This is a genomic window from Alteromonas confluentis, from assembly GCF_001757105.1.
Lineage (GTDB): Bacteria > Pseudomonadota > Gammaproteobacteria > Enterobacterales > Alteromonadaceae > Alteromonas > Alteromonas confluentis.
Window position 1 is genome coordinate 26,874 of record NZ_MDHN01000002.1, and the last position, 26,741, is coordinate 53,614.

At 48.2% G+C, this 26,741-nt stretch carries 22 protein-coding genes and 1 tRNA gene; 20 read left to right on the plus strand and 3 right to left on the minus strand.

The window, feature by feature from the left end:
- Positions 1 to 10: 10 nt before the first annotated feature.
- On the minus strand, positions 11 to 397 hold the full coding sequence (gene gloA2 / locus BFC18_RS00265) for an SMU1112c/YaeR family gloxylase I-like metalloprotein (protein WP_070123193.1): 387 nt from the start codon (positions 395 to 397) through the stop codon (positions 11 to 13).
- 8 nt (positions 398 to 405) lie between these two features.
- Positions 406 to 1,356 carry an aldo/keto reductase gene (locus BFC18_RS00270; RefSeq protein WP_139138915.1) on the minus strand — a complete coding sequence of 317 codons (951 nt, stop codon included), beginning with the start codon at positions 1,354 to 1,356 and terminating at the stop codon, positions 406 to 408.
- A gap of 165 nt (positions 1,357 to 1,521) precedes the next feature.
- Between BFC18_RS00270 and BFC18_RS00275 the strand changes: the two genes are divergently transcribed.
- The 10 genes from BFC18_RS00275 to nusG all read left to right on the plus strand — a co-directional run bounded on the left by BFC18_RS00275 (position 1,522) and on the right by nusG (position 10,696).
- A complete protein-coding gene (locus BFC18_RS00275) occupies positions 1,522 to 2,040 on the plus strand; it encodes a lipocalin family protein (protein ID WP_083272832.1) in 519 nt (172 codons plus the stop codon).
- Between the two features lie 83 nt (positions 2,041 to 2,123).
- Positions 2,124 to 2,669 (plus strand): PhnA domain-containing protein, encoded by a 546-nt coding sequence (locus BFC18_RS00280; RefSeq protein WP_070123214.1) that lies wholly within the window; start codon positions 2,124 to 2,126, stop codon positions 2,667 to 2,669.
- Between the two features lie 110 nt (positions 2,670 to 2,779).
- Complete coding sequence (gene pyrC / locus BFC18_RS00285) at positions 2,780 to 3,823, plus strand: dihydroorotase (protein WP_070123195.1); 1,044 nt, start codon at positions 2,780 to 2,782, stop codon at positions 3,821 to 3,823.
- Positions 3,796 to 5,370: a substrate-binding periplasmic protein gene (locus BFC18_RS00290; RefSeq protein ID WP_083272833.1), complete on the plus strand. Its 1,575-nt coding sequence runs from the start codon at positions 3,796 to 3,798 to the stop codon at positions 5,368 to 5,370. Before pyrC ends, BFC18_RS00290 begins: the two co-directional genes overlap by 28 nt.
- Positions 5,367 to 6,746, plus strand: a complete 1,380-nt coding sequence (dbpA, locus tag BFC18_RS00295) for an ATP-dependent RNA helicase DbpA (protein ID WP_070123197.1) — start codon at positions 5,367 to 5,369, stop codon at positions 6,744 to 6,746. The genes BFC18_RS00290 and dbpA overlap by 4 nt, the downstream gene beginning before the upstream one ends.
- A gap of 189 nt (positions 6,747 to 6,935) precedes the next feature.
- Positions 6,936 to 7,550, plus strand: a complete 615-nt coding sequence (locus tag BFC18_RS00300; protein ID WP_070123198.1) for an RraA family protein — start codon at positions 6,936 to 6,938, stop codon at positions 7,548 to 7,550.
- Positions 7,551 to 7,565: 15 nt separating this feature from the next.
- The gene (locus BFC18_RS00305; RefSeq protein ID WP_070123199.1) at positions 7,566 to 9,407 is read left to right on the plus strand and encodes an ABC transporter ATP-binding protein; all 1,842 of its coding nucleotides are present in this window, start codon (positions 7,566 to 7,568) and stop codon (positions 9,405 to 9,407) included.
- 161 nt (positions 9,408 to 9,568) lie between these two features.
- Positions 9,569 to 9,645, plus strand: a tRNA-Trp gene (locus BFC18_RS00310).
- 60 nt (positions 9,646 to 9,705) lie between these two features.
- A complete protein-coding gene (secE, locus tag BFC18_RS00315; RefSeq protein ID WP_070123200.1) occupies positions 9,706 to 10,083 on the plus strand; it encodes a preprotein translocase subunit SecE in 378 nt (125 codons plus the stop codon).
- A gap of 85 nt (positions 10,084 to 10,168) precedes the next feature.
- Positions 10,169 to 10,696, plus strand: coding sequence for a transcription termination/antitermination protein NusG (gene nusG / locus BFC18_RS00320; RefSeq protein WP_070123215.1), 528 nt, complete (start codon positions 10,169 to 10,171; stop codon positions 10,694 to 10,696).
- 65 nt (positions 10,697 to 10,761) lie between these two features.
- Here nusG and BFC18_RS00325 read toward each other — a convergent pair whose 3' ends face one another.
- Positions 10,762 to 10,959, minus strand: coding sequence for a hypothetical protein (locus BFC18_RS00325; protein ID WP_070123201.1), 198 nt, complete (start codon positions 10,957 to 10,959; stop codon positions 10,762 to 10,764).
- A 248-nt stretch (positions 10,960 to 11,207) separates the two neighbouring features.
- Between BFC18_RS00325 and rplK the strand changes: the two genes are divergently transcribed.
- From rplK to tuf, 10 genes are all read left to right on the plus strand, one after another.
- Complete coding sequence (rplK, locus tag BFC18_RS00330) at positions 11,208 to 11,636, plus strand: 50S ribosomal protein L11 (protein WP_070123202.1); 429 nt, start codon at positions 11,208 to 11,210, stop codon at positions 11,634 to 11,636.
- A 4-nt stretch (positions 11,637 to 11,640) separates the two neighbouring features.
- A complete protein-coding gene (rplA, locus tag BFC18_RS00335; RefSeq protein ID WP_070123203.1) occupies positions 11,641 to 12,336 on the plus strand; it encodes a 50S ribosomal protein L1 in 696 nt (231 codons plus the stop codon).
- Between the two features lie 315 nt (positions 12,337 to 12,651).
- Entirely contained in the window at positions 12,652 to 13,170 is a 519-nt protein-coding gene (rplJ, locus tag BFC18_RS00340; protein ID WP_070123204.1) for a 50S ribosomal protein L10, read from the plus strand.
- A 56-nt stretch (positions 13,171 to 13,226) separates the two neighbouring features.
- Complete coding sequence (gene rplL, locus BFC18_RS00345; protein WP_070123205.1) at positions 13,227 to 13,601, plus strand: 50S ribosomal protein L7/L12; 375 nt, start codon at positions 13,227 to 13,229, stop codon at positions 13,599 to 13,601.
- A gap of 283 nt (positions 13,602 to 13,884) precedes the next feature.
- The gene (gene rpoB / locus BFC18_RS00350) at positions 13,885 to 17,913 is read left to right on the plus strand and encodes a DNA-directed RNA polymerase subunit beta (protein WP_070123216.1); all 4,029 of its coding nucleotides are present in this window, start codon (positions 13,885 to 13,887) and stop codon (positions 17,911 to 17,913) included.
- 75 nt (positions 17,914 to 17,988) lie between these two features.
- The gene (gene rpoC / locus BFC18_RS00355) at positions 17,989 to 22,158 is read left to right on the plus strand and encodes a DNA-directed RNA polymerase subunit beta' (RefSeq protein ID WP_070123206.1); all 4,170 of its coding nucleotides are present in this window, start codon (positions 17,989 to 17,991) and stop codon (positions 22,156 to 22,158) included.
- Between the two features lie 303 nt (positions 22,159 to 22,461).
- A complete protein-coding gene (gene rpsL / locus BFC18_RS00360) occupies positions 22,462 to 22,836 on the plus strand; it encodes a 30S ribosomal protein S12 (RefSeq protein WP_070123207.1) in 375 nt (124 codons plus the stop codon).
- A gap of 77 nt (positions 22,837 to 22,913) precedes the next feature.
- The gene (rpsG, locus tag BFC18_RS00365; RefSeq protein ID WP_070123208.1) at positions 22,914 to 23,384 is read left to right on the plus strand and encodes a 30S ribosomal protein S7; all 471 of its coding nucleotides are present in this window, start codon (positions 22,914 to 22,916) and stop codon (positions 23,382 to 23,384) included.
- Positions 23,385 to 23,409: 25 nt separating this feature from the next.
- On the plus strand, positions 23,410 to 25,512 hold the full coding sequence (fusA, locus tag BFC18_RS00370) for an elongation factor G (RefSeq protein WP_070123209.1): 2,103 nt from the start codon (positions 23,410 to 23,412) through the stop codon (positions 25,510 to 25,512).
- A gap of 63 nt (positions 25,513 to 25,575) precedes the next feature.
- The coding region (tuf, locus tag BFC18_RS00375) for an elongation factor Tu (protein WP_070123210.1) at positions 25,576 to 26,741 on the plus strand (1,166 nt) is incomplete at its 3' end.

The following is a 26,741-nucleotide window of genomic DNA, read 5'->3' on the forward strand; positions in this document are numbered from 1 at the left end:
GTACTCACCGTCAACTTATCTCGTATAGCTCAAGGGGCAGACCGTCAGGGTCCTGAAAAAAGGTGAAGCGCTTGCCGGTGTAGGGGTCTGTGCGAATATCTTCACACTCTACATGCTTGCTTGTAAGCGTAGTCACGGCCGCATCAATATCCTGAACCCGAAATGCCAAATGTCTTAAGCCTTGGGCCTCCGGGCGAGAAGGGCGAGCGGGGGCGCCAGGAAATGAAAACAATTCGATTTGTGAACCGTCAGGCAGGGCCAGGTCACACTTGTATGAATCTCTGGCTTCCCGGTAATTCTCATCGAGTACGGTGAATCCCAGTGTTTCTGTGTAAAACGCTTTGGATGTAGGATAGTCGCTGCAAATAACAGCGACGTGGTGAAATCCATCTAACATATTTTTCCTTATGGCACATCGCTGCCGCGAGCAGATTCGAGCAATGCATACCAATGTTCCCGGCTTAGATTCACCGAATTTGCCTGAACACAATTCCGGATGCGGGTGAGATTAGTGGTGCCGATGACTGGCTGAATGTTCGCTGGATGGCGCATTAACCATCCAAGGACAATGGCTTCTGCGGAAACACCGTATTCTGCAGCCATTTCACTCACCAAAGCTGCGGTGGCTACATCCTCTTCAAACTCCGCTTTCCCGCCGGTAAACTTACCCTGAGCCAGACTTCCCCAGGCTTGCAGCTGCACATTATTCATCATGCAGTATTCCAACGTACCTGGTGCATAGCCCATTTGGCGGTTGTGCGCGCTGTTGGTGGTAATGCCGTCTTCCAGCCAGTCGCGGAAAGCCAGGCTCATCTCAAGCTGATTAGCGACTACCGGGGTGCCCAGCGCGCTTTGAAGATAGTTGATTTGGTGGCCATGCATATTGGATACACCAAGATGCTTAATTTTTCCGCTGGCTTGTAAATCACTGATCGCAGTGGCAACTTCATCCAGTTCCATCAGTGGATCTGGGCGGTGTAAAAGCAGTACGTCTAATTGCTCAATGTTCAAACGCTGTAAAATATCTTCCACAGACCCCGTGATCCAGGCTGCAGAAAAGTCATAACGCTTTGGTCCTGCATCATCAGCAAAGCGAATGGCACATTTTGACTGCAGTATCATTTTGTCTCGGAGTGACGGGGTGTTTTTCAACACCTGACCGAAAGCCTGCTCAGCTTTGCCGAGGGTGTAGATGTCAGCATGGTCAAATACGGTGATGCCATTATCCAGCGCAGTTTCAATCACGTCTTCAGCCTGCTTAATGTGTGCAGCGGTTACTGGTGATGAATCCCAGTCTCCGCCTAATCCCATACACCCATAAACCAGACGGCTTGCGTCAGCGAAGTAATCTTCCAGCATAATTAATCCTGTAACCTGTTGATAGGTCAGAGTACCACGTTTTTTGACAGACGAAAGTAGCTTGCAATCGAATGTAACGGAATGGATCTTTTTTCTCATTTATCGCATATATGTGTGAGTTATTTACAACCTGTTTGTGCATCAACCGAAATGGAGTTTTCCATGCGTTCACTGGCGCTTTTGTTTGCTTGTTTCTTCTCTTTGTCTGCGTGTACGTCGAAGCCTGACGGCGTTGAGCCGGTAGTCGACTTTGAGCTGCAGCAATATCTTGGCTCCTGGTACGAAATTGTCCGCTTACCCCATTCTTTTGAAGAAGGTTTGAGTCACGTAACGGCCTCGTACAGTTTGCGTGAAGATGGCGGGGTCACCGTGGTAAACCGCGGCTTTAACCGTGATAGTGGAAAATGGGAAGAAGCGGAAGGTAAAGCCTATTTTGTTGAAGACGCAGATACGGGCTTTTTAAAGGTGTCTTTCTTTGGGCCTTTTTACGCTAGCTATATCATTGTTGAATTGGACGAAGATTACCGCTACGCCATGGTAACCGGGCCAGACAGGGATTACCTGTGGGTGTTGTCCAGAACGCCTGAATTAGATGAAGCCACGTTGAAGGAACTCGTTGGCAAAGCGGATTCACTCGGCTTTGATACCAGCAAATTAATTTATGTAGAGCAAGATCAATAGATTACTGAATTTTCTCCGCGACATGAGAAACCCTGCTACAATTGCGGCTTTTTCTACCGGAGTAAAATGTGGAAAATCGTGTGATGGATCGCGCAGGCAATACCTGCGAACTATGTGGCAGTAAAGATGTTGTTGCACTGTACGAAGTGCCTTTTTCCCCAGACAGCGAAGCCGATACACATATCGCTGCCTGCCAGGTTTGTCGCGATCAGTTAAACGGTGAAGCCGATGTAGATGTGGCTCACTGGCGCTGCCTGAATGATGCAATCTGGTCGCCTACAGCACCGGTACAGGTAATTGCCTGGCGGATGCTCAACAAGTTGAAATCAGAATCCTGGGCGCAGGATCTTTTGGATATTGCTTATCTGGAAGATAACGTCCGTGAGTGGGGTGAAGCAGGATTGGTTGATTTAAACCGTGAGCCAACTCTCGACTGCAATGGTACGCCGCTGGCTGCCGGTGATACGGTTCATCTGGTGAAAGACTTAAACGTAAAGGGTGCTACCTTTACTGCTAAGCGTGGTACGGCAGTTCGCAACATTGGCCTTAGCGACAATCCGCTGCACATCGAAGGCCGGGTAAACGGTACCCGCATCGTTATCATTGCTGCCTACACGAAAAAATCCTGATCTAACAAATCCTCAAGTTTACGCGAAAAGCCATGCCTGATTGGATGCAGCATTGTTTCTAATCAGGCATAATTGCATTAGATGTTATTTACACAGGCAAATTTTAAACGATGCAAACGCTTACCATTCGTACCCCTGATGACTGGCACCTCCATTTCCGCGATGGCGAGATGCTGGCTGAAACTGTACCCGCCACTGCACGGTGTTTCGCCCGTGCTATTGTGATGCCTAACTTAGTCCCGCCTGTGACTAACGCTGAAATGGCGATGGCATATAAGCAACGTATTGAAGCGGCTCGACCTGCCGGTAGTCAGTTTGAACCGTTGATGACACTGTACCTGACAAACCAGACCACGCCGCAGGACATCGCCGATGCAAAAGCCGCGGGCGTTGTGGCTTGTAAGCTGTATCCAGCGGGTGCCACCACTAACTCTGACGCTGCCGTAAAAGGTATCGAGGCACTTTACCCGGTATTTGAAGCTATGCAGGAACACGGTGTTCTGCTACTTATTCATGGTGAGGTTACCGAGAACCATATTGATATCTTCGACCGTGAAAAGGTGTTTATCGATACTCACCTTCGTCCGATTGTGAATGCATTCCCGAATTTAAAAGTGGTTTTTGAGCATATCACTACTGCCGATGCGGCCGAATTTGTTATGGCGTCTGGCGACAACGTAGCAGCCACTATCACGCCGCAGCACTTATTGCTGAACCGAAATGACTTGCTGGTTGGGGGCGTTCGTCCGCACAACTACTGTTTACCTGTGTTGAAACGAAATACCCATCAAAAGGCATTGCAGGAAGCCGTGGCAACGGGTTCACCAAAGTTCTTTTTAGGCACCGACTCTGCGCCGCACGCTAAACACCGCAAAGAAAATGCATGCGGATGTGCAGGATGCTACAGCGCATGGAGTGCCATCGAACTCTACGCAGAAATATTTGATGAGTTAGGTATTCTCGATAAGTTCGAGGGCTTTGCCAGTCTGCATGGTGCAGCGTTTTATGGTTTACCCGTAAATAAAGGCACTATTACGCTGGTAAATTCTTCTTGGCAGGTACCAGAGGTGGTAACGTTAGCTGATGGCTCCGAAATGGTGCCTTTCTATGCAGGGAAGACCTTAAAATGGAAACTGGAGCAGTCTCTGGCCTGAGCCGGTTCGCCTGTTGTGTTCTGATATGTTGCTGCACGGTGTTCAATGCCCGTGCAGACGCCATTTCTGTCATCGTTACGCCGGTACCGGTGTTTAATGAGGTGAATGCAAATGGTGAGTTTTCAGGATACACCGTCGATCTCATTCGGGGCATGCTTGAAGAAGCCGAGCTTGAAGGTCAGATTCGTCCTGAACCGCTCGCCCGAATGCTAACCGACCTTAAAAATAACCCCGCTCAATTGGGCGCGTCGCTGGTCAGAACACCTGAACGTGAAGATCAGTATTACTGGATATCGCCGGTTACGGCTATTCCTAATCATGTTTATGTGAAAGCCAATAGCCAGTTGGCTGAAACGGGGATTACCTCGCTTTCTGAATTATCGGGTGTGGCCGTTCGTCGAAATGATTATCGCCATACCTTGCTTGAACAAGCGGAAGTCGCCGATATACTCGCGGTTAACAGCTGGGAACAAGCCATAGAATTGTTGCTTGCCGACAGGGTTAACGCGCTTTTATATTCCTCTGCTGGCCTAAGGTTAATGTGTGAGAACGCACACATGGACTGTAGTGAACTGAACCCCATCTATACTCGAAGCACGGTTGTTAGTTATATCGTGCTACCCAAAGTGCCAGAGAACGCGGAACTTGCCAATTTACTTAGCGCGGCTGCGGCAAAATTCAAATCTCAACAGCAATTCGAAGCGCTAACCGAAAAGGTTAATCAACAACTGGCAACGTCAGGTTTGTCGGGACAGTTGGAAAATGGTGTGCTTTTTGTTGTTGATAACGGTGAAGCACCAAAGAACGAACATCTTTGGGTGCTGGGGGAGTTATCAGGCGATTTCGCCAAGTTAAATTCCATTAACGAAATGGTTGGCTACAATGCTGACTTAGTTAGAAGAGTACTGGGCGAGGCCAACATCAGTGCGTCGGTATTGGCGGTACCGTGGCAACGACTGTTGCGCGAGACCCTGCATAAGCCCAATGTGTTGTCCTTTGCTGTGGCACGAACGGCTGAACGGGAAGAGCGTTTACACTGGATTACACCAATAACCCGAAACACCTATGGGCTCTTTGGGTTGGGTGAGTCAGCAGGGACAGGAATAGATCAAATACCAAAAGGTAAAATCGTGGGTACCTTAAAACATGATTTTCGAGCTGAAATTGCTGCCGCCGCGAATTTGGCTACCCTTGAATATGATTCCTGGGGAGAAACCATCAGCGCCCTGTATAACAATGACGTTGATTTCGTTTTCACCTCACCTTGGTCGTTAAAGTTAGGATGTCGTCAGGTTCAGTCTTCATGTCAGGACATTTCGATGGACTATCCTTACCAGGAGGTCACTACCTGGTTAGTGCTATCTAAGCCGGGAACCAGTATGGCGTTGGTGGAAAAATTAAAGGCGGCAGCTAAAAAAGTAAAAAGCGAAGACAAATACGTGCAATGGGCAGAACGTTGGGTTTCAGATATCAATCTGAGAAACAACACTGCATTTTCAGTCAGGGATGGCATCATCTATCTTTACAGTAACGAACAATTTGAATGACACAATTTAACCAACTCACCGGCATTATTTCCTCTTTAAGTCAGTCGCTAGAAAGACTGGGCTTTCCTTCCATGACTCCGGTGCAGGCGGGCACACTACCTGATGCCCTGAATGGCCGCGACATTATGGCGCAGGGACAAACCGGTAGCGGAAAAACCGTCGCTTTTGCGGTGGCAACGCTGAATAAAGTGGAAGTAACCCGTTTTGCTACTCAGGTGGTGGTGTTGTGCCCAACCCGTGAGTTGGCCGCCCAGGTCGCTGAGCAATATCGCGCCGTAGGGCAGTGTATGCCTAATTTAAAAGTGCTGACGTTATGCGGTGGTGAGCCAATGGGGCCGCAAATTCAGTCGCTTAAACATGGCGCCCATGTCATTGTGGGAACGCCAGGTCGTATTCTTGACCACTTACAGAAAAAGCGTATTGATTTAAGCGAAGTGCCGTCGCGGGTGTTAGATGAAGCCGACCGCATGCTGGATATGGGCTTTTCCGATGATGTCGATGAAATTTTTTCGTATACCGCAGAGCCCGTGCAAACATTGCTGTTTTCCGCTACCTGGACCGACGGCATCAAACGGATGGCAAACAAATACCTTGCCGACCCGCTCTCGTTCACCGCTAAAGCTGAAAATGTGGCCAACCCTGATATTGAGCAGCAAGCGTATTCGGTAGAAGAGCATACGCGTCTTAATGCGTTAAAAGCGGTGTTAACTACCATTCAGCCAACAAAAGCCATTTTGTTCTGTAATACCCGTAAAAGAGTGACAGAAGTGGTGGAAGAGTTGGCTGCCGCTGGCTTTTCCGTGGCAGGCCTGCAAGGCGAAATGGAGCAACGTGAGCGAACTGATGTACTGGCGCGTTTCGCTGCCGAGGCGCTTTCGGTGCTGGTAGGGACAGATGTTGCTGCCCGTGGTCTCGATATCAAAGAAGTCGATTGTGTGATTAATGTTGATGTGAGCGAAGATGCCGATACTCATACTCACCGGGTTGGGCGTACCGGTCGCGCGGGTGCTAAAGGCCTGGCTGTGACACTGGTCAGCGACCGTGAAAAAGACCATTTCGACAAAATTGAAGCCTTTGCAGAAATTAAAATCCCGGTGAAAGGGGCGCAAAGCTTACGCTTTCATGCAAACCGTATCACAATGCCTGTGTTTGTTTGTCTGCACGTGAATGCAGGTAAAAAAGAAAAGCTTCGTCCAGGTGACTTTCTTGGTTCGTTAGTGAAAGATGCGGACATTGCGGCTGAAGATATCGGTAAAATTCAGGTTCAAAACTCGCAAAGTTTCGTGTCTGTTAAAGAGCGCAGTGCGAAACGGGCTCTGAAGTTGTTCCGGGAAGGCAGAATCAAAGGCAAGCGCGTTCGCGCGCGTAAGCTTTAACAGGTTTGTACAATGGCTATTGGTGAAACCTCTTTAGATAATCTGCTGGCGAACCTGTGTCCGGTACTGGCTGACAACCGGTAGAAAGCGTTGGTTATAGCCGCTATTCATCAATTTTGGCAGCGGTTATTTTTCAGCCTGATATAGTGTGAGTGAGCAACTCACACCCCAGGCTGAAAAGGAGGCTCCATGTACGATGCGTTTTTATCCGTTTCTGTGTGCGATTATGCCGATGCATTGCCACGTAGTCAGTTTATTCATTACGACATCCAGTCACTTTGGCACCCTGTCCCACGCATTGCAGGGCCGGCCTTCACGGTAAAATGTGAACCCGGCGATCACCTCATGCTTCATGCGGCAATATATCGCGCAAATCCTGGCGATATCATTGTTGCACAGGCCGATGATATGTACGCGTTGGCGGGCGGAAATGTGTGTGCCATTGCCCAACAACGGGGAGTGACAGGATTTATCATCGACGGCGTGATCCGAGACGTACAGGAAGTGCGAGACATGGCATTTCCAGTTTTTGCGCGCGGCGTTTGCCCTAAGCCGGGCGCCAAAAAAGTGCTTTCTCCTCTCAATCAACCCATCGAATGTGGCGGTGTAACCGTGAATCCTGGTGACATTATTGTTGCTGACGAAGAGGGCATTGCGGTTATTCCACTGGCTGATGCAGCAAGCGTGCTGGAGACGGCTAAAAAGAGAAATGAAAAGGATTCATCAGTGTCATTAGCACAATGGCGGGATGATCATCTTGAAAAAGTGCAATCTATCCTCACTAAGCTAGGGTTCAAAGAATAACTCCCGAGCTCATCTATGTTTCAATTTTTCGAACGGCTAACTAAACCGTTCCCAGACGAAGCCCCAACGCAACCGCCGAAGGGGCTTGTTGCATTTTGTCGTTATTACTCTCAGGGGATGTGGGGCATTATTGCCATCGTGTCACTGCTGAGTGCTGTGATTGCGGCCTTGGAAGTCACGTTATTTGGGTTTTTGGGGCAACTCGTCGACTGGTTTTCACAACATGATCGAGAGACCTTTCTGCAGGACGAATTCTGGACCCTCATGGGAATGGGATTTGTCGTAGTTGTATTGATCCCTGGCTGTATTTTGCTGCGCTCACTGTTTAACCGTCAGTCGTTGATGGGGAATTACCCCATGCGCATTCGTTGGCAGGCACACCGCTATTTACTCGGGCAAAGTCTCAGTTTTTTCCATAACGAATTTGCTGGACGCGTCGCCACTAAAGTAATGCAAACTGCATTATCGGTACGCGAAACAGTGATGAAATTGCTCGACCTGATGGTGTACATCTGCGTGTACTTCATCTCCATGGTGGTGCTGATTTTCTCCACTGACTGGCGTTTGGCTGTACCGTTACTTATCTGGTTCGTTGTTTATTTATGTATTCTGCGTGTACTGGTGCCAAAACTGAAAGCCGTGTCTCAGGCTCAGGCTGATGCCCGTGCGGTCATGACCGGCCGGATAGTCGACAGCTACACCAACATTACAACGGTTAAACTGTTTTCTCACAGTCGTCGCGAAGCAGACTATGCAAAAGACAGCATGGACGGCTTCTTACAAACGGTCTATCCGCAGATGCGGTTGGTGACGATTCTGGAAAATTGTGTGGAAATGGCAAACGCCATCCTCATTTTTGCCATTGGTGCGCTGTCGGTTTACCTGTGGATGCACGAGATTGTCTCTCCCGGCGATATTGCCGTAGCGATTAGTCTGGTGCTGCGCCTCAACGGTATGTCACATTGGGTCATGTGGGAAGTTTCATCGTTATTTGAGAATTTAGGTACTGTGCAGGACGGCATGAATACGCTGGCCCAACCGGTAGAAGTGAAAGACGCTGACAATGCCAATGCAATGACTGTAAAAGGCGGGGCCATCGACTTCAATAAGGTGAACTTCTCGTATATCGGCAGCGACGAGCGCGCCATTGACGTGTTTAGAAATTTGAACATCAACATCAAACCCGGTGAGAAAGTCGGCCTGGTGGGACGTTCTGGTGCCGGGAAGTCCACATTGGTGAACCTGTTGATGCGCTTTTACGACACCAATAGCGGCCAAATCATAATCGACGGTCAGCCCATTCGAAGTGTGTCACAAGAAACCCTGCGCGAAAAAATCAGTATGGTGACGCAGGACACCTCGCTAATGCATCGTTCGGTGCGCGATAACATCATTTATGGCCGGACAGACGCCACAGAGGAAGAGGTGATTGCCGCAGCAAAGCAGGCTGAAGCCCATGAATTTATTCTGACGCTATCAGACAGCCAGGGGCGTACCGGCTACGATGCCCATGTGGGTGAACGAGGGGTGAAACTTTCTGGCGGTCAGCGCCAACGTATCGCTATTGCCCGTGTTCTGCTGAAAGATGCCCCAATTTTGATTCTTGATGAAGCGACCTCGGCACTGGATTCAGAAGTCGAAGCCGCTATTCAGGATTGTTTAAATTCAGTCATGGAAAATAAGACTGTGCTGGCCATTGCTCATCGGTTATCTACCATCGCACAAATGGATCGTTTGCTGGTGCTGGATAAGGGGGAAATTATTGAAGCTGGTACCCACGCAGAACTGGTTGAAAAAAATGGTATTTACGCAAAATTATGGGCGCACCAAACCGGCGGGTTTATTGGTGTGGAATAACAAAAGGGTATACCTATTACAGCAGATGTGATTGGTTAGCTTGTATCTGTGGACGGGATGGGTATAATACGCGTCCCTCCCTTGCGAATCCGCGATTTTCCTTAAAGAAACGCCAAATATTCACAAGGGTAGTGCAACTGAAATTTGTCTGTACTGACAACAGGGGTGTAGTTCGAATTGGTAGAACAGCGGTCTCCAAAACCGATGGTTGGGGGTTCGAGTCCCTCCACCCCTGCCAGAATTTAACTTTGTGAGCATCTCGCAAAGACTGATGTCGCAGTATTGCTAGGATCGTGAAATGAGCGAAAAAACGGAAAGTACGTCCAATCCGTTGGACATGATGAAATGGCTGGTTATCTTTGCATTACTGGCTGGTCTGATTGCTGCAAACCACATGTACGGTGAGGTTTCGGTATTGGTGCGTGCACTGGTTGCTGTGGCGGTAGTGGTTGTAGCAGGCTTTATTGCGGCAACAACAGTGAAGGGTAGCGCGTTTCTGACCTTCGCCAAAGAATCACGTATGGAAGTACGTAAAGTTATCTGGCCAACACGCCAGGAAACAAACCAGACTACACTTATCGTTATGGCCGCAACCCTCATCATGGCACTTCTGCTGTGGGGACTGGACGGCATCATCGTTCGTTTAGTTGGCTTCATTACCGGAATTGGAATGTAATATGTCTGAAGAAAATCAAACACCAGAAGAAAATCAGGCAGCAGCAGAAACCGCTGCGCCAGAGAAAGAAACATCTGAAAACAAGATGCGCTGGTACGTGGTACAGGCGTATTCACAGTACGAGTCTCGTGTTAAGAAAACACTGCTTGAATACATCAAGATGCACGAGATGGAAAAGTTCTTTGGCCAGGTATTGGTACCTACTGAAGAAGTTGTTGAAATGCGCGCAGGGCAGAAACGTAAGTCTGAGCGTAAATTCTACCCAGGTTACGTATTGGTAGAAATGGAAATGAACGAACAGTCATGGCACTTAGTGAAAAGTGTACCGCGTGTACTGGGCTTCATTGGTGGTACGTCTGACCGTCCTATGCCTATCACTAAGCGTGAAGCAGACGCGATTCTTAACCGTCTGGAAGAGAATACCGACAAGCCAAGACCAAAAACACTGTTCGAACCAGGCGAAGTGGTTCGTGTTACCGACGGTCCTTTCGCAGACTTCAACGGTGTTGTCGAAGAAGTGGATTACGAAAAGAGCCGCGTGAAAGTATCAGTATTGATTTTCGGCCGTTCTACGCCGGTAGATTTGGAATTCGGTCAGGTCGAAAAAGGCTAATCGAAGTTTTCCAGGCAAAATTGAAAAACCCAGCTCAGGCTGGGTTTTTGTTTTAAAGGCACTGATTAGATTTCGCCTGTCTCTGTTTTAGGCTTCGCGAGGCGAAGGTAAATACTCAGGCTAACAGCCACGTTTGCAATCACGAAAGCATAGATGTAATGGATAATCGCTTCACTATGCGTCGCGCCCTGAAAGCGTTGATAGAGGCCGTCCAACATTTCAAAGACAGCATAACCAAGCAAAATAAAGATCAGTTTTTTCATAGGAAGTAAATCTTAGCGGCGTAGCCATCTAATTAAAGAGCCCACATTGTGCCCACGTTTGTCAGTGATGAGTACTGAACTGATGGACGTTATTTTTTATCGCGCAAAGCGACTTTTTTACACTGCAGGGTTGTGTTATCCGAACATTTGTTGTACATTACGCGCCCTTCGAAACCGAACGGGAAGCCGATTGAGTAAATATTCTCGAGTATTTACGAGGCGTTATACCCACTAACGAGAGCATTAAAATGGCTAAGAAAGTAACTGGCTTAATTAAGCTTCAGGTTGCAGCTGGCGCTGCTAACCCTTCTCCACCAGTTGGTCCTGCACTGGGTCAGCATGGTGTGAACATCATGGAATTCTGTAAGGCTTTCAACGCAAAAACTGAAAGTCTTGAGAAAGGCGCTCCGGTACCAGTAGAAATTACTGTATACGAAGACCGTTCTTTCACATTCGAAACCAAAACTCCTCCTGCGTCTTACCTGCTGAAAAAAGCAGCTGGCATCAAGAGTGGTTCTGGCCGTCCTAACACTGAGAAAGTTGGTACTGTTACTCGCGCTCAATTGGAAGAAATTGCCAAGACTAAAGAGCCTGATCTGACTGCTGCTTCTCTGGACGCTGCTGTACGCACTATCGCGGGTTCTGCTCGCGCCATGGGTCTGAACGTAGAGGGTTAATCGAATGGCTAAATTGACTAAACGCGCTCGCCTGATCCGCGAGAAAGTAGACGCGACTAAAGATTACGATTTCAACGAAGCCGTTGCTCTGCTGAAAGAACTGGCTACTGCTAAGTTCGCAGAAAGCGTAGACGTTGCTATCAACCTGGGTATCGATGCGAAGAAATCTGACCAAAACGTACGTGGTGCAACTGTACTGCCTAACGGTACTGGTAAAGACGTTCGCGTTGCAGTATTCACTCAAGGTGCAAACGCTGAAGCTGCTAAAGAAGCAGGTGCGGACATCGTAGGTATGGACGACCTGGCTGAGAAAGTTAAAGCGGGTGAGATGGACTTTGACGTAGTAGTTGCTAGCCCTGACGCAATGCGCGTTGTTGGACAACTGGGTCAAATCTTAGGTCCACGTGGCCTGATGCCTAACCCTAAAACTGGCACTGTAACGCCTGACGTTGCAACTGCAGTTAAGAATGCTAAAGCTGGTCAGGTTCGTTACCGTAACGATAAGAATGGTATCATCCACGCTAGCATCGGCAAGATTGCTTTCGAAGCTAACCAGATTCAAGAGAACCTGGAAGCCCTTCTGGAAGCACTGAAGAAAGCTAAGCCTTCTTCAGCTAAAGGCCTCTACATCAAGAAGGTAAGCCTGAGCACCACTATGGGCGCTGGCGTATCTGTTGATAAAGGTACTGTAGGTCTGTAAGACTTTTTACAGATGGCATAGCCCGTCTGTCTCTTAAAGGTTATGGGTTGGAGCTGTTGTATATCGCCAAAAGCGAATAACGATAGCTCCCGTCCAAGACCGCAGGCGCTAAGCGGCAAAAGAGGTAAGAGAACTTTTGCACCAACGCTTAACTTAATACAACAGCCTGCGCAGACGGTGGTTTCGACTCAGACTCTCTGGGATAACGAACACCGTAGAGCGGTACAGCTACTTTAAGTAGATGTATCAATCTGTGAACACTGATGGAAGGGAAGGGAAACCGGAACGGAAATCAGATTTTATGAGGTGAACTCAGTGGCACTAGGTTTAGCAGCAAAAAAAGAGATCGTAGCAGAAGTATCTGACGTTGCGTCTCGCGCTCTATCCGTAGCCGTTGCTGAATACCGTGGGATGGAAGTTGCAGAACTGACAGCTCTGCGTGTACAGGCTCGTGAGCAAGGCGTATACCTGAAGGTTGTACGTAACACTCTGGCCAAGCGTGCATTAGCTGACAGTCAGTTTGCAGATATGGAAAGCGCCTTAACTGGTCCGCTTATCTATGGCTTCTCTATCGATGCACCAGGCGGTGCAGCACGTCTTTTCAAAGACTTCGGTAAGAAGAACGATAAGCTGAAAGTTACTGCACTTTCTATCGGTAGTGGTCTGCTTGGTCCAGAAAAACTGGATGCAGTAGCTGCTCTGCCTACCCGCGACGAAGCGCTTGCAAGACTTCTTGCAACCTTCAAGGCACCAGTTGGCAAGTTCGTTCAAACAATCAACGAAGTTCCTGCCAAATTTGTGCGTGTATTGGCGGCGGTCAAAGACACCAAGTAATTGGCGTTTTTGGCATATTGATTTTTTTAACATTTTAATCCCGGGAGTTTAGAGAAATGGCTCTGACTAAAGAAGATATCTTAAACGCGATCGCTGAAATGCCAGTAATGGAACTGGTTGAACTGATCGAAGCAGCTGAAGAAAAATTCAACGTATCTGCTGCTGCTGTTGCAGTTGCTGGTCCAGCTGCTGGCGGCGAAGCTGCTGCAGTTGAAGAAAAGACTGAATTTGACGTTGTAATGACTTCATTCGGCGCAAACAAAGTTGCAGTAATCAAAGCAGTTCGCGGCGCGACTGGCTTAGGTCTGAAAGAAGCTAAGGAACTGGTAGAATCAGCTCCTAAAGCTATCAAAGAAGGCGTAGCTAAAGACGAAGCTGAAGCACTGAAGAAAGAGCTTGAAGAAGCTGGTGCAGAAGTAGAAGTTAAGTAATCTAATTTGTTTAGATTACCTGCCTGAAACGGCAAGGCTGGTGGTTAATATTGACCACCAGCCTTTTTGCGCTGTAGGGTGTACAGTTTTTAACCCTTTACTGTAACCACCAAAAGCACATCGGGATAAAAATAATTCGGCAGAAAACCAAAGTCTTAACTAACTATTTGGTTAAATTTTGGTGTATGCTATGCAATTACCCCGAAAAAGGGTCGTGGAAGTTTGTTGTCTGGTGAAGTTTCAGACAGCAGGTTGGGTCAAAAATCAGCAGGCTGAGGAACCCATGGTTTACTCTTATAGCGAAAAGAAACGTATCCGTAAGGATTTTGGCAAACACCCACAGGTATTGGAAATTCCATACCTCCTTTCAATTCAGCTAGATTCATTCAAAAAATTTATTGAAATCGATGCAGATGGTCAGTACGGACTGGAAGCTGCTTTCCGTTCTGTGTTCCCAATTAAAAGCTACTCTGGCAGTTCAGAGCTGCAGTATGTGAGCTACCGCCTTGGCGAACCGGTCTTCGATGTTAAAGAATGTCAGATTCGCGGCGTCACGTATTCGGCACCATTAAGAGTAAAATTGCGTTTAGTACTGTTCGATAAAGATGCTGCACCGGGTACGGTGAAAGACATCAAAGAACAGGAAGTTTACATGGGCGAAATCCCACTGATGACTGAGAACGGTACGTTCGTCATCAATGGTACCGAGCGTGTAATCGTATCTCAGTTACACCGTTCACCTGGTGTATTCTACGATCACGACAAAGGTAAGACTCACTCTTCTGGTAAAGTTCTTTATAACGCACGTGTTATTCCTTACCGTGGTTCATGGTTAGATTTTGAATTCGATCCGAAGGATAACCTGTTCGTACGTATTGACCGTCGTCGTAAGCTGCCTGCAACGATTATCTTGCGCGCACTGGAAATGACTACCGAAGAGATCCTTGATCTGTTCTTCGAGAAAGTACAAATCCGTATTCAGGACAACAAACTGTTAATGGAAGTTGTGCCTGATCGTCTGCGTGGTGAAACTGCACAGTTCGACATTATCGGTAAAGACGGTGAAGTTATCGTAGAAACCGGTCGTCGTGTATCTGCACGTCATACCCGCGCGCTGGAAAAAGCAGGCATTACAGAACTAGAAGTTCCAGCTGAATACCTGATCGGTCGTGTATATGGTCGCACCTACGTTAACGAAGAAACCGGTGAAGTACTGGTAAGCGCTAACGATGAAGTGACACTGGAAACCATGGCTGAATTAAGCCAGGCTGGTAACAAAGAATTCGAAACGCTGTACATCAACGAACTGGATCACGGTTCTTATATCTCTGATACCCTGCGTATCGACAGCTCAACAAATCGCCTTGAAGCACTGGTAGAAATTTACCGCATGATGCGTCCTGGTGAACCACCAACAAAAGATGCTGCCGAAACGCTGTTCGACAACCTGTTCTTCTCTGAAGATCGTTACGACCTGTCATCTGTTGGTCGTATGAAGTTCAACCGTCGTTTAGGTCGTGAAGAGTTAGTCGGTTCTGGTACCCTGGACAAAGACGATATCGTTTCTGTAATGAAACAACTTATCCTTATCCGTGACGGTAAGGACGAAGTAGATGATATCGATCACTTGGGTAACCGTCGTATTCGTTCAGTTGGCGAAATGGCCGAGAACCAGTTCCGTGTAGGTCTGGTACGTGTTGAGCGTGCAGTTAAAGAGCGTCTGTCTCTGGGCGACCTCGACAACGTAATGCCACAGGATCTGATCAACGCGAAGCCAATCTCTGCAGCAGTTAAAGAGTTCTTCGGTTCTTCTCAGCTGTCTCAGTTCATGGACCAAAACAACCCGCTTTCAGAAGTAACGCATAAGCGTCGTATTTCTGCATTAGGCCCGGGTGGTCTGACTCGTGAACGTGCAGGCTTTGAGGTTCGAGACGTACACCCAACGCACTACGGTCGTCTGTGTCCAATCGAAACCCCTGAAGGTCCGAACATCGGTCTGATCAACTCATTGGCGAGCTTTGCTCGTACCAATGATTTCGGTTTCCTTGAAACACCTTTCCGGCGCATCGAAGACGGTGTTATCACTGACGAAATCGATTATCTGTCAGCTATCGAAGAAGGCCAGTTCAAAATCGCACAGGCAAATGTTGCTTGTGACGAGAACGGCGCTCTGATTGACGACCTGATCCCTTCACGTCACCGTGGTGAAACTACGCTGATGCCGAAGGAAGAAATTAAATATATGGACGTGTCGCCTCAGCAGATCGTTTCTGTTGCTGCGAGCATTATCCCGTTCCTGGAACACGATGACGCCAACCGTGCATTGATGGGTGCGAACATGCAACGTCAGGCAGTACCAACACTGCGTGCTGATAAGCCGCTGGTAGGTACTGGTATGGAGAAAACCGTAGCGGTTGACTCTGGTGTTACTGTTGTTGCTAAGCGTGGCGGTATGGTTGATTACGTAGACGCAAGCCGTATCGTAATCAAGGTAGATGAAGACGAAATGCTTCCAGGTGAAGCAGGTATCGATATCTACAACCTGACTAAGTACACCCGTTCTAACCAGAACACCTGTATTAACCAGAAGCCTACCTGTAACGTTGGTGACCCAATCGTGGCTGGTGATGTATTGGCTGACGGTCCTTCTACAGACCTTGGTGAGCTGGCACTTGGTCAGAACATGCGTATCGCGTTCATGCCTTGGAATGGTTACAACTTCGAAGACTCGATTCTGATTTCAGAGCGTGTTGCTCAGGAAGACCGTTTCACTACTATCCACATTCAGGAACTGAGCTGTATTGCTCGTGACACCAAATTGGGTCCAGAAGAGATTTCTTCTGATATTCCTAACGTTGGTGAAGCTGCACTGAGCAAGCTGGATGAATCTGGCGTTGTTTATATCGGTGCGGAAGTGAAAGGCGGCGATATCCTGGTTGGTAAGGTAACGCCTAAAGGTGAAACCCAGCTGACACCAGAAGAGAAACTGCTACGTGCTATCTTCGGTGAGAAAGCGTCTGACGTAAAAGATACCTCTCTGCGTGTACCTAACTCTGTACACGGCACCGTTATCGACGTTCAGGTATTTACCCGTGACGGCGTTGAGAAAGACAAACGTGCTCTGGAAATTGAAGATATGCAGTTACGTCAGGTTAAGAAAGACCTGTCTGACGAATTCAATATCCTGGCGGACGGTATCTTCTCTCGTGCACGTAACCTGCTCTTGAATGCCGGTGTTGACGAAGCGCGTCTGGATTCTATGCCTCGTGAGAAGTGGCTGGAAATTCCGTTGTCTAACGAAAATTCACAGCTGGAACTGGATCAAATCGCTGAACAGCACATCGAAATCAAATCTGACTTCGATAAGAAGTTCGAGAACAAGCGTCGTAAGATCACCCAGGGTGACGACCTTGCTCCTGGCGTATTGAAGATTGTTAAGGTTTACCTTGCGGTTAAACGTCACATCCAGCCTGGTGACAAGATGGCTGGTCGTCACGGTAACAAAGGTGTTATCTCAACAGTAATCCCTGTTGAAGACATGCCTTACGATGTTAACGGTACGCCGGTAGACATCGTACTTAACCCGCTGGGTGTACCATCGCGTATGAACATCGGTCAGATCCTTGAGACCCACTTAGGTATGGCGGCTCATGGTCTGGGTGTGAAGATTGATCGCATGATCAAAGAGCAGGAAGAGCTGGCTAAGCTGCGCGAATTCCTGAAAGAAGTTTACACCTTAGGTGAGAATCACCAGGAAGTAGACATCGACAGCTTCACTGATGACGAAGTACGTCGCTTGGCAGAAAACCTGCGTAAAGGTGTACCTGTTGCGACGCCAGTATTCTCTGGTGCGAAAGAAGCAGAAATTAAAGCAATGTTGAAACTGGCTGACCTGCCAGAAAGCGGACAGATTGACCTGTTTGACGGCCGTACTGGTCGCCAGTTCGAACGTCCGGTAACGGTAGGTTACATGTACATGCTGAAACTGAACCACTTAGTAGACGACAAGATGCACGCCCGTTCTACTGGTTCTTACAGCTTGGTTACACAGCAGCCTCTGGGTGGTAAAGCACAGTTCGGTGGTCAGCGCTTCGGTGAGATGGAAGTGTGGGCACTGGAAGCATACGGTGCGGCATATACCCTGCAGGAAATGCTTACTGTTAAGTCGGATGACGTTAACGGTCGTACCAAAATGTACAAAAACATTGTTGATGGCGATCACAGAATGGAGCCGGGCATGCCTGAATCCTTCAACGTATTGCTTAAAGAAATTCGTTCACTCGGTATCAACATCGAGCTGGAAGAAAAGTAATACGGCTAACGCCATAGTATGATTTGATGGCCCGGTTCGCCGGGCTATAGAGACTGACTCCGCTGGGAGAGTAATGTGAAAGACTTATTAAAGTTTCTAAAGCAACAAAACAAGACCGAAGAATTCGATAATATTCGAATTGGTCTTTCTTCACCGGACATGATTCGATCATGGTCTTTCGGTGAGGTGAAAAAGCCTGAAACCATCAACTACCGTACGTTCAAACCAGAGCGTGACGGTCTGTTCTGCGCGCGTATTTTCGGACCTGTAAAAGACTACGAATGTCTTTGCGGTAAGTATAAGCGTCTTAAGCACCGTGGTGTTATCTGTGAGAAGTGTGGCGTTGAAGTTACACTGACCAAAGTACGTCGTGAGCGTATGGGTCACATCGAACTGGCTAGCCCGGTTGCCCACATCTGGTTCCTGAAATCACTGCCGTCACGTATCGGTTTGATGCTGGACATGACTCTACGTGATATCGAGCGCGTACTGTATTTCGAATCTTATGTTGTTACCGAACCTGGTATGACAACATTAGAGCGTAGCCAGCTTCTGAACGAAGAAGAATACCTGGATGCGCTGGAAGAACACGGTGACGAGTTCGATGCGAAAATGGGTGCTGAAGCCGTTTTCGATCTGTTGAAAGTCCTCGACGTAGATGCTGATGTTGCAGCAATGCGTGAAGAGCTGCCTTCAATCAACTCTGAAACCAAGCGTAAGAAAATCACCAAGCGTCTGAAGCTGCTTGAATCATTCCAACAGTCTGGCAACAAGCCAGAGTGGATGATTATGACTGTACTGCCAGTTCTGCCACCGGACCTGCGTCCTCTGGTACCACTGGACGGTGGTCGTTTTGCGACTTCTGACCTGAACGATCTGTATCGTCGTGTTATCAACCGTAACAACCGTCTGAAGCGTCTGTTGGATCTGGCAGCACCAGATATCATCGTACGTAACGAAAAGCGTATGCTTCAGGAAGCGGTAGATGCGCTGCTTGATAACGGTCGTCGCGGTCGTGCAATTACCGGTTCTAACAAACGTCCTCTGAAATCACTTGCCGATATGATCAAAGGTAAGCAAGGTCGTTTCCGTCAGAACCTGCTCGGTAAGCGTGTTGACTACTCTGGCCGTTCTGTAATCACCGTTGGTCCAACGCTGCGTCTGCACCAGTGTGGTCTGCCTAAGAAGATGGCACTTGAGCTGTTCAAGCCATTCATTTACGGCAAACTGGAAGGTCGTGGTCTGGCGACTACCATCAAAGCTGCTAAGAAGCTGGTAGAGCGCGAAGCACCGGAAGTATGGGACGTTCTGGATGAAGTAATCCGCGAACACCCGGTATTACTTAACCGTGCACCAACACTGCACAGACTGGGTATCCAGGCATTCGAACCTACCCTGATCGAAGGTAAAGCGATTCAACTGCACCCACTGGTGTGTGCGGCATACAACGCTGACTTCGACGGTGACCAAATGGCGGTTCACGTACCTCTGACTATCGAAGCACAGTTAGAAGCACGCGCCCTGATGATGTCTACCAACAACATCCTGTCTCCTGCGAACGGTGAGCCAATCATCGTACCTTCACAGGACGTTGTATTGGGTCTGTATTATCTGACCCGTGACAAAGTAAACGGCCGCGGCGAAGGCATGGTATTTACCAGCCCGCACGAAGCTGAAAAAGCGTACCGTACCGATGCGGCAGAACTGCACGCACGCGTAAAAGTACGTATTACTGAATATGATATTGCTGAAGACGGCACCAAAACTGAGAAAGTAACATTAACTGACACTACTGTTGGTCGTGCGATTTTCTCTCTGATCCTGCCTAAGGGTCTGCCGTTTGAAATTATCAACCAAGCGATGGGTAAAAAGCAGATCTCTAAACTGCTTAACGAGTGTTACCGTACGCTGGGTCTGAAAGATACTGTTATTGCCGCTGACCAAATCATGTATACCGGTTTCCACTACGCGATGATCGCGGGTGCGTCTGTTGGTATCGACGATATGGTTATCCCAGCTGCGAAGAAAGACATTATCGAAGCTGCAGAAGCTGAAGTTATTGAAATTCAGGAACAGTTCCAAGGCGGTCTTGTTACTGCTGGTGAACGTTACAACAAAGTTATCGATATCTGGTCAAACGCCAACGAAAAAGTTGCCCGTGCGATGATGGATAACCTGAAGGTTGATACCGTAATCAACCGTGACGGTGAAGAAGAAGAGCAGGCGTCATTTAACTCTGTTTATATGATGGCCGACTCCGGTGCTCGTGGTAGTGCCGCACAGATTCGTCAGCTGGCTGGTATGCGTGGTCTGATGGCTAAGCCAGATGGCTCAATCATCGAAACGCCAATCACGGCTAACTTCCGTGAAGGTCTGAACGTACTACAGTACTTCATCTCAACTCACGGTGCGCGTAAGGGTCTTGCCGATACGGCACTGAAAACTGCGAACTCGGGTTATCTGACTCGTCGTCTGGTAGACGTTGCACAGGATTTGGTTATCACCAATGACGACTGTGGTACGTTTGAAGGCGTGAAGATGACACCACTGATTGAAGGTGGTGACGTTGTAGAGCCGCTGCGTGAGCGTGTACTGGGTCGTGTGGTAGCAGAAGACGTAATCAAGCCAGGTACTGACGAAGTGCTGGTTGAGCGTAACACGCTGCTGGACGAAGCACTGGTAGACATGCTGGAGCAGAACTCTGTTGACCAGATGATGGTTCGCTCGGTTATCACTTGTGACAACGACTTCGGTGTTTGTGCTAAGTGTTACGGTCGTGACCTTGCACGTGGTCACATGGTGGCGAAAGGTGAATCTGTTGGTGTTATCGCTGCTCAGTCAATCGGTGAGCCAGGTACACAGCTTACCATGCGTACATTCCACATTGGTGGTGCGGCATCAAGAGCGTCAGCAGAAAGCAGTGTTCAGGTTAAGACTGAAGGTAGCCTGAAAATGCATAACGCTAAGTTCGTTCGCAACCAGGACGACAAAGTGGTTATCGTTTCACGTTCTACCGAACTGACGGTTATCGACAGCTTCGGCCGTGAGAAAGAGCGTTATAAAGTGCCTTACGGTGCAATTCTGTCTGTAGATGATGGCGCAGCAGTTAAAGCCGGTGAAGTAGTAGCGAACTGGGATCCGCATAGTCACCCAATCGTGGTTGAGCGTCCGTCTAAGATCACATTTGCTGATATCGACGACTCTAACACCGAGATGCAGCAGGACGAACTGACCGGTCTGACCCGTGTTGTGGTTAAAGATCTGTCTAAGTTCAATGCGAAAGAACCTAAGCTGATCCTGGAAAGTGACGAGACTGGTCTGCAGGAAATTCGTCTGCCTAGCTTTACCACTATCGAAGCGGCAGATGGCAAACTAGCACACGCTGGTGACGTGTTAGCACGTATTCCTCAGGAAAGCTCGAAAACACGTGACATCACCGGTGGTCTGCCACGGGTTGCTGACTTGTTCGAAGCACGTAAGCCGAAAGAACCTGCAATCCTGGCTGAAATCTCCGGTTCCATTGGTTTCGGTAAAGAAACCAAAGGTAAGAAACGTCTGGTTATCACACCGAAAGATGGTGCAGATGCTTACGAAGAGATGATTCCTAAGTGGCGTCAGCTGAACGTGTTCGAGGGTGAATCTGTAGAGCGCGGTGAAGTTCTGGCCGATGGTCCTGAGTCTCCACATGATATCCTGCGTCTGCGTGGTATTAGTGCGGTTTCTAACTACATCGTGAACGAAGTTCAGGAAGTTTACCGTCTGCAGGGTGTAAAAATTAACGATAAGCACATCGAGGTGGTAATCCGTCAGATGCTGCGTAAGTGTATTATCACCGCACCAGGCGATACACAGTTCCTGGAAGGCGAACAGGTCGAAGTGGCTCACGTTAAGATCGCGAACCGTGAAATGGAAAAAGCCGGTAAACTGCCTGCACTGTACGAAACACAGTTGCTGGGTATTACCAAGGCGTCACTGTCTACAGAGTCTTTCATCTCTGCAGCATCGTTCCAGGAAACAACACGCGTACTGACAGAAGCTGCGGTACAGGGCAAAGAAGACGATTTACGTGGTCTGAAAGAAAACGTAATTGTTGGTCGACTCATCCCTGCAGGTACCGGTTTCGCATACCACGAGCGTCGTATGCAGAAGCGTGCTGAAGCTATCGAGGAAATGTCTGTATCTGCGGCTGAAGCAGAACAGGCACTGACCGAAGCATTAAACGCCGGAGATGACTCAGGCGAGTAAGACCTTTCGTTGAGTAGTAGGTAACTGCTGCTCAACGATGTTTTGGTGTAGAACAGTGAATAATCCCTTGGTTATCCTTTGTACATCTTGACACTGGCTTATGAGATCATTAGAATTCCGCGACCCAATTTCAGGTAAGTCCGTTATTTTTTAACTGAGACAGTCTGAACGAGGGGCGCGGTTTTTTTATTTGGGGGCCGGTAAATGTAGAGCACATTTACATAAAGTCTTGGAATCATTAAGCCGTTTAGCAGACCCGACCATGGTATCGGGTTTTTATTATTTACTAACAGGAGCTAGTTAATGGCAACAGTTAACCAGTTAGTGCGTAAGCCACGTCGTCAGCCAGTTGCAAAAAGCAACGTAGCTGCACTGCAAGCTTGCCCACAACGTCGTGGTGTATGTACTCGTGTATATACCACTACGCCTAAGAAACCAAACTCTGCACTGCGTAAAGTATGTCGTGTACGTTTAACTAACGGTTTCGAAGTGTCTTCATACATCGGTGGTGAAGGCCACAACCTACAAGAGCACAGCGTTGTTCTTATCCGTGGTGGTCGTGTTAAAGACTTACCAGGTGTTCGTTATCACACTGTTCGCGGTACTCTGGACTGCGCAGGCGTTAACGATCGTCGTCAAGCCCGTTCTAAGTACGGCGCAAAACGGCCTAAATCTTAACGGTTCTCCGTTAGTAAGGCCAAACTGAAGTAATTAGAGTTTTGGGATTTCCCTGAATTCATACGGAGAATTGTAAAATGCCAAGAAGAAGAGTCGTAGGTCAACGTAAAATCCTACCAGAACCAAAATTTGGTTCACAACTGCTTGCTAAATTCATGAATGTCGTAATGCTCGACGGCAAGAAATCAGTTGCTGAAAAGATTGTTTACGGTGCGCTTGATATTGTTGCTGAAAAAACCGGCAAAGCACACTTAGACGTGTTCGAAGACGCTCTGGACAACATCCGTCCTACAGTGGAAGTTAAATCACGCCGTGTGGGTGGTTCTACTTACCAGGTTCCTGTAGAAGTTCGTCCTGTTCGTCGTAACGCGCTGGGTATGCGTTGGATGGTTGAAGCGGCACGTAAACGTGGCGAAAAGTCCATGGCACAACGCCTTGCAGCTGAAATGTTAGATGCAGCAGACAACAAAGGTTCTGCGGTTAAGAAACGTGAAGACGTTCACCGTATGGCCGAAGCGAACAAAGCGTTCGCACACTACCGTTGGTAATCAACGTTTAAACTGAGAGAGACGTATGCCTCGTAAGACCCCAATTGAGCGTTATCGTAATATTGGTATTGTCGCCCACGTAGATGCGGGTAAGACCACAACTACTGAGCGTGTTCTGTTTTATACAGGACTATCACACAAAATTGGTGAAGTGCATGATGGCGCTGCCACTATGGACTGGATGGAGCAGGAGCAAGAGCGTGGTATCACGATCACTTCTGCTGCGACCACGTGCTTCTGGTCTGGAATGCAGCAGCAGTACGATCAACACCGTATCAACATCATTGATACACCGGGACACGTTGACTTCACTATTGAAGTAGAACGTTCTTTACGTGTACTCGATGGTGCGGTGGTTGTGTTTTGTGGGTCTTCCGGGGTTGAACCTCAATCAGAAACAGTCTGGCGTCAGGCTGATAAATATCACGTACCGCGCATGGTTTTCGTCAATAAGATGGACCGTGCCGGTGCGGATTTTGAACGTGTTGTGGGTCAGATCCGCAAGCGTTTAGGCGCGACCTGTGTACCGATTCAACTGAATATTGGTGCAGAGGAAGAATTCCGTGGCGTCATCGATTTAATCAAGATGAAAGCCATCAACTGGAATGCTGAAGACATGGGTATGACCTTTACCTATGAAGATATTCCAGCTGAACTTGCTGATAAAGCTGAAAAGTACCGCACCGAGATGATCGAGGCGGCTGCCGAAGCGTCAGAAGAACTGATGGAAAAGTACCTGGAAGGCGAAGAGCTGACCGAAGAGGAAATCCGTCAGGGTCTGCGTACCCGCGTACTGAACAACGAAATCGTATTGGCTACCTGTGGTAGTGCTTTCAAGAACAAAGGCGTTCAGGCTGTTCTTGATGCCGTTATCGAATACCTGCCGGCGCCAGTAGACGTTCCGGCCATTGATGGTGTGCTCGATGATGGCAAAGAAACACACGCAGAACGTCATGCTGATGACAATGAGCCGTTCTCTGCGCTGGCATTTAAAATTGCTACCGACCCGTTTGTCGGTACTCTCACGTTCTTCCGTTGCTATTCAGGTGTGGTAAACACCGGTGACACTGTGTACAACCCAGTGAAAGCAAAGCGTGAGCGATTTGGTCGTATCGTGCAGATGCACGCGAAAGACCGCGAAGAATTAAAAGAAGTTCGTGCTGGCGACATTGCCGCAGCTATCGGACTGAAAGACGTGACTACCGGTGACACCTTGTGTGATCCGAATCATGTTATTACACTTGAGCGTATGGAATTCCCTGATCCGGTAATTTCCATCGCCGTAGAGCCAAAATCTCAGGCAGACCAGGAAAAAATGGGTCTTGCGCTGGGTAAACTGGCTGCAGAAGACCCGTCGTTCAAGGTGAAAACCGACGACGAAACCGGTCAAACGATTATTTCCGGTATGGGTGAACTGCACCTCGATATTATTGTCGACCGTATGAAGCGCGAATTTAAGGTTGAATGTAACGTGGGTAAACCCCAGGTTGCTTATCGTGAAACCATTCGCAGTAAGGTCGAAGCGGAAGGCAAGTTTGTCCGTCAGTCAGGCGGACGTGGACAATTTGGTCACGTCTGGCTGCGTATCGAGCCACAGGAAGAAGGTGCAGGCTACGAATTCGTTAATGAAATCGTTGGTGGTGTTGTACCAAAAGAATTCATTCCTGCGGTAGACAAAGGAATTCAGGAGCAGCTGCAAAATGGTGTCCTGGCAGGGTATCCTGTACTTGATGTAAAGGTTACTTTGTTCGATGGTTCGTACCATGATGTTGACTCTTCTGAAATGGCGTTTAAGATCGCCGGCTCTATGGGTTTCAAGAAAGGTTGTGCTGAGGCAAATCCAGTATTGCTCGAACCCACTATGAAAGTTGAAGTAACAACTCCAGAAGATTGGATGGGTGATGTTGTAGGCGATCTGAATCGTCGTCGCGGCATGATCGAAGGAATGGAAGACGGAATTGGCGGGATCAAAATTGTTCGCGCGAAGGTTCCGCTTTCAGAAATGTTTGGGTATGCCACCGATCTGCGTTCACAAACGCAGGGTCGCGCGTCATACTCTATGGAGTTCTTCAATTACTCTGAAGCGCCTAGCAATGTTGCAAAAGCGATTATCGAATCAAGAAACTAAATCTTAATGAAGGTTCGGTCCGGTCTGTATTGGGTCGGACTTTTAACTTAGGAAACGAGAAAAATGGCAAAAGAAAAGTTTGAACGTACGAAACCCCACGTAAACGTGGGTACTATCGGCCACGTTGACCACGGTAAAACCACTCTGACCGCTGCGATCACTACTGTACTGTCTAAGACTTACGGTGGTTCAGCTCAGGCTTTCGATCAAATCGATAACGCGCCTGAAGAAAAAGCACGTGGTATCACCATCTCTACTTCACACGTAGAATATGACACGCCTACTCGCCACTACGCGCACGTAGACTGTCCAGGACACGCTGATTACGTTAAAAACATGATCACTGGTGCTGCTCAGATGGACGGCGGTATCCTGGTAGTTGCGGCGACTGATGGTCCTATGCCACAGACTCGTGAGCACATCCTGCTGGGTCGTCAGGTTGGTATCCCTTACATCATCGTATTCATGAACAAATGTGACATGGTTGATGATGAAGAGCTGCTGGAACTGGTTGAGATGGAAGTTCGTGAACTTCTGACTGAATACGAATTCCCAGGCGACGATCTGCCAGTAATCAAAGGTTCTGCTCTGAAAGCCCTTGAAGGCGACGCAGAGTGGGAAAAGAAAATCATCGAACTGGGTGAAGCACTGGATTCTTACATTCCAGAGCCAGAGCGTGCTATCGACAAGCCGTTCATCCTGCCAATCGAAGACGTATTCTCAATCTCAGGCCGTGGTACTGTTGTAACTGGTCGTGTTGAGCAAGGTATCGTTAAAGTTGGTGAAGAAGTAGAAATCGTTGGTATCAAAGATACGACTAAAACGACTTGTACCGGTGTTGAAATGTTCCGTAAGCTGCTTGACGAAGGTCGTGCAGGTGAGAACGTTGGTGTTCTGCTGCGTGGTACTAAGCGTGACGACGTTGAGCGTGGTCAAGTACTGGCTAAGCCTGGTTCAATCACTCCTCACACTAAGTTTGAAGCGGAAGTATACGTACTGTCTAAAGATGAAGGCGGTCGTCACACTCCATTCTTCAAAGGTTACCGTCCACAGTTCTACTTCCGTACAACTGACGTAACTGGTGCCGTTGAACTGCCAGAAGGCGTTGAAATGGTAATGCCAGGCGACAACCTGAAATTCGTAGTTGAGCTGATTGCTCCTATCGCGATGGAAGAAGGTCTGCGCTTCGCAATCCGTGAAGGTGGTCGTACTGTAGGTGCTGGTGTTGT

Excerpts from the sequence above, each read along its gene's own strand:
- gloA2 (WP_070123193.1), bottom strand. The coding sequence starts at position 397 with ATGTTAGATGGATTTCACCACGTCGCTGTTATTTGCAGCGACTATCCT.
- BFC18_RS00275 (WP_083272832.1), top strand. The coding sequence starts at position 1,522 with ATGCGTTCACTGGCGCTTTTGTTTGCTTGTTTCTTCTCTTTGTCTGCG.
- BFC18_RS00280 (WP_070123214.1), top strand. The coding sequence starts at position 2,124 with ATGGATCGCGCAGGCAATACCTGCGAACTATGTGGCAGTAAAGATGTT.
- pyrC (WP_070123195.1), top strand. The coding sequence starts at position 2,780 with ATGCAAACGCTTACCATTCGTACCCCTGATGACTGGCACCTCCATTTC.
- BFC18_RS00290 (WP_083272833.1), top strand. The coding sequence starts at position 3,796 with ATGGAAACTGGAGCAGTCTCTGGCCTGAGCCGGTTCGCCTGTTGTGTT.
- dbpA (WP_070123197.1), top strand. The coding sequence starts at position 5,367 with ATGACACAATTTAACCAACTCACCGGCATTATTTCCTCTTTAAGTCAG.
- BFC18_RS00300 (WP_070123198.1), top strand. The coding sequence starts at position 6,936 with ATGTACGATGCGTTTTTATCCGTTTCTGTGTGCGATTATGCCGATGCA.
- BFC18_RS00305 (WP_070123199.1), top strand. The coding sequence starts at position 7,566 with ATGTTTCAATTTTTCGAACGGCTAACTAAACCGTTCCCAGACGAAGCC.
- secE (WP_070123200.1), top strand. The coding sequence starts at position 9,706 with ATGAGCGAAAAAACGGAAAGTACGTCCAATCCGTTGGACATGATGAAA.
- nusG (WP_070123215.1), top strand. The coding sequence starts at position 10,169 with ATGCGCTGGTACGTGGTACAGGCGTATTCACAGTACGAGTCTCGTGTT.
- BFC18_RS00325 (WP_070123201.1), bottom strand. The coding sequence starts at position 10,959 with ATGAAAAAACTGATCTTTATTTTGCTTGGTTATGCTGTCTTTGAAATG.
- rplK (WP_070123202.1), top strand. The coding sequence starts at position 11,208 with ATGGCTAAGAAAGTAACTGGCTTAATTAAGCTTCAGGTTGCAGCTGGC.
- rplA (WP_070123203.1), top strand. The coding sequence starts at position 11,641 with ATGGCTAAATTGACTAAACGCGCTCGCCTGATCCGCGAGAAAGTAGAC.
- rplL (WP_070123205.1), top strand. The coding sequence starts at position 13,227 with ATGGCTCTGACTAAAGAAGATATCTTAAACGCGATCGCTGAAATGCCA.
- rpoB (WP_070123216.1), top strand. The coding sequence starts at position 13,885 with ATGGTTTACTCTTATAGCGAAAAGAAACGTATCCGTAAGGATTTTGGC.
- rpsL (WP_070123207.1), top strand. The coding sequence starts at position 22,462 with ATGGCAACAGTTAACCAGTTAGTGCGTAAGCCACGTCGTCAGCCAGTT.
- rpsG (WP_070123208.1), top strand. The coding sequence starts at position 22,914 with ATGCCAAGAAGAAGAGTCGTAGGTCAACGTAAAATCCTACCAGAACCA.
- fusA (WP_070123209.1), top strand. The coding sequence starts at position 23,410 with ATGCCTCGTAAGACCCCAATTGAGCGTTATCGTAATATTGGTATTGTC.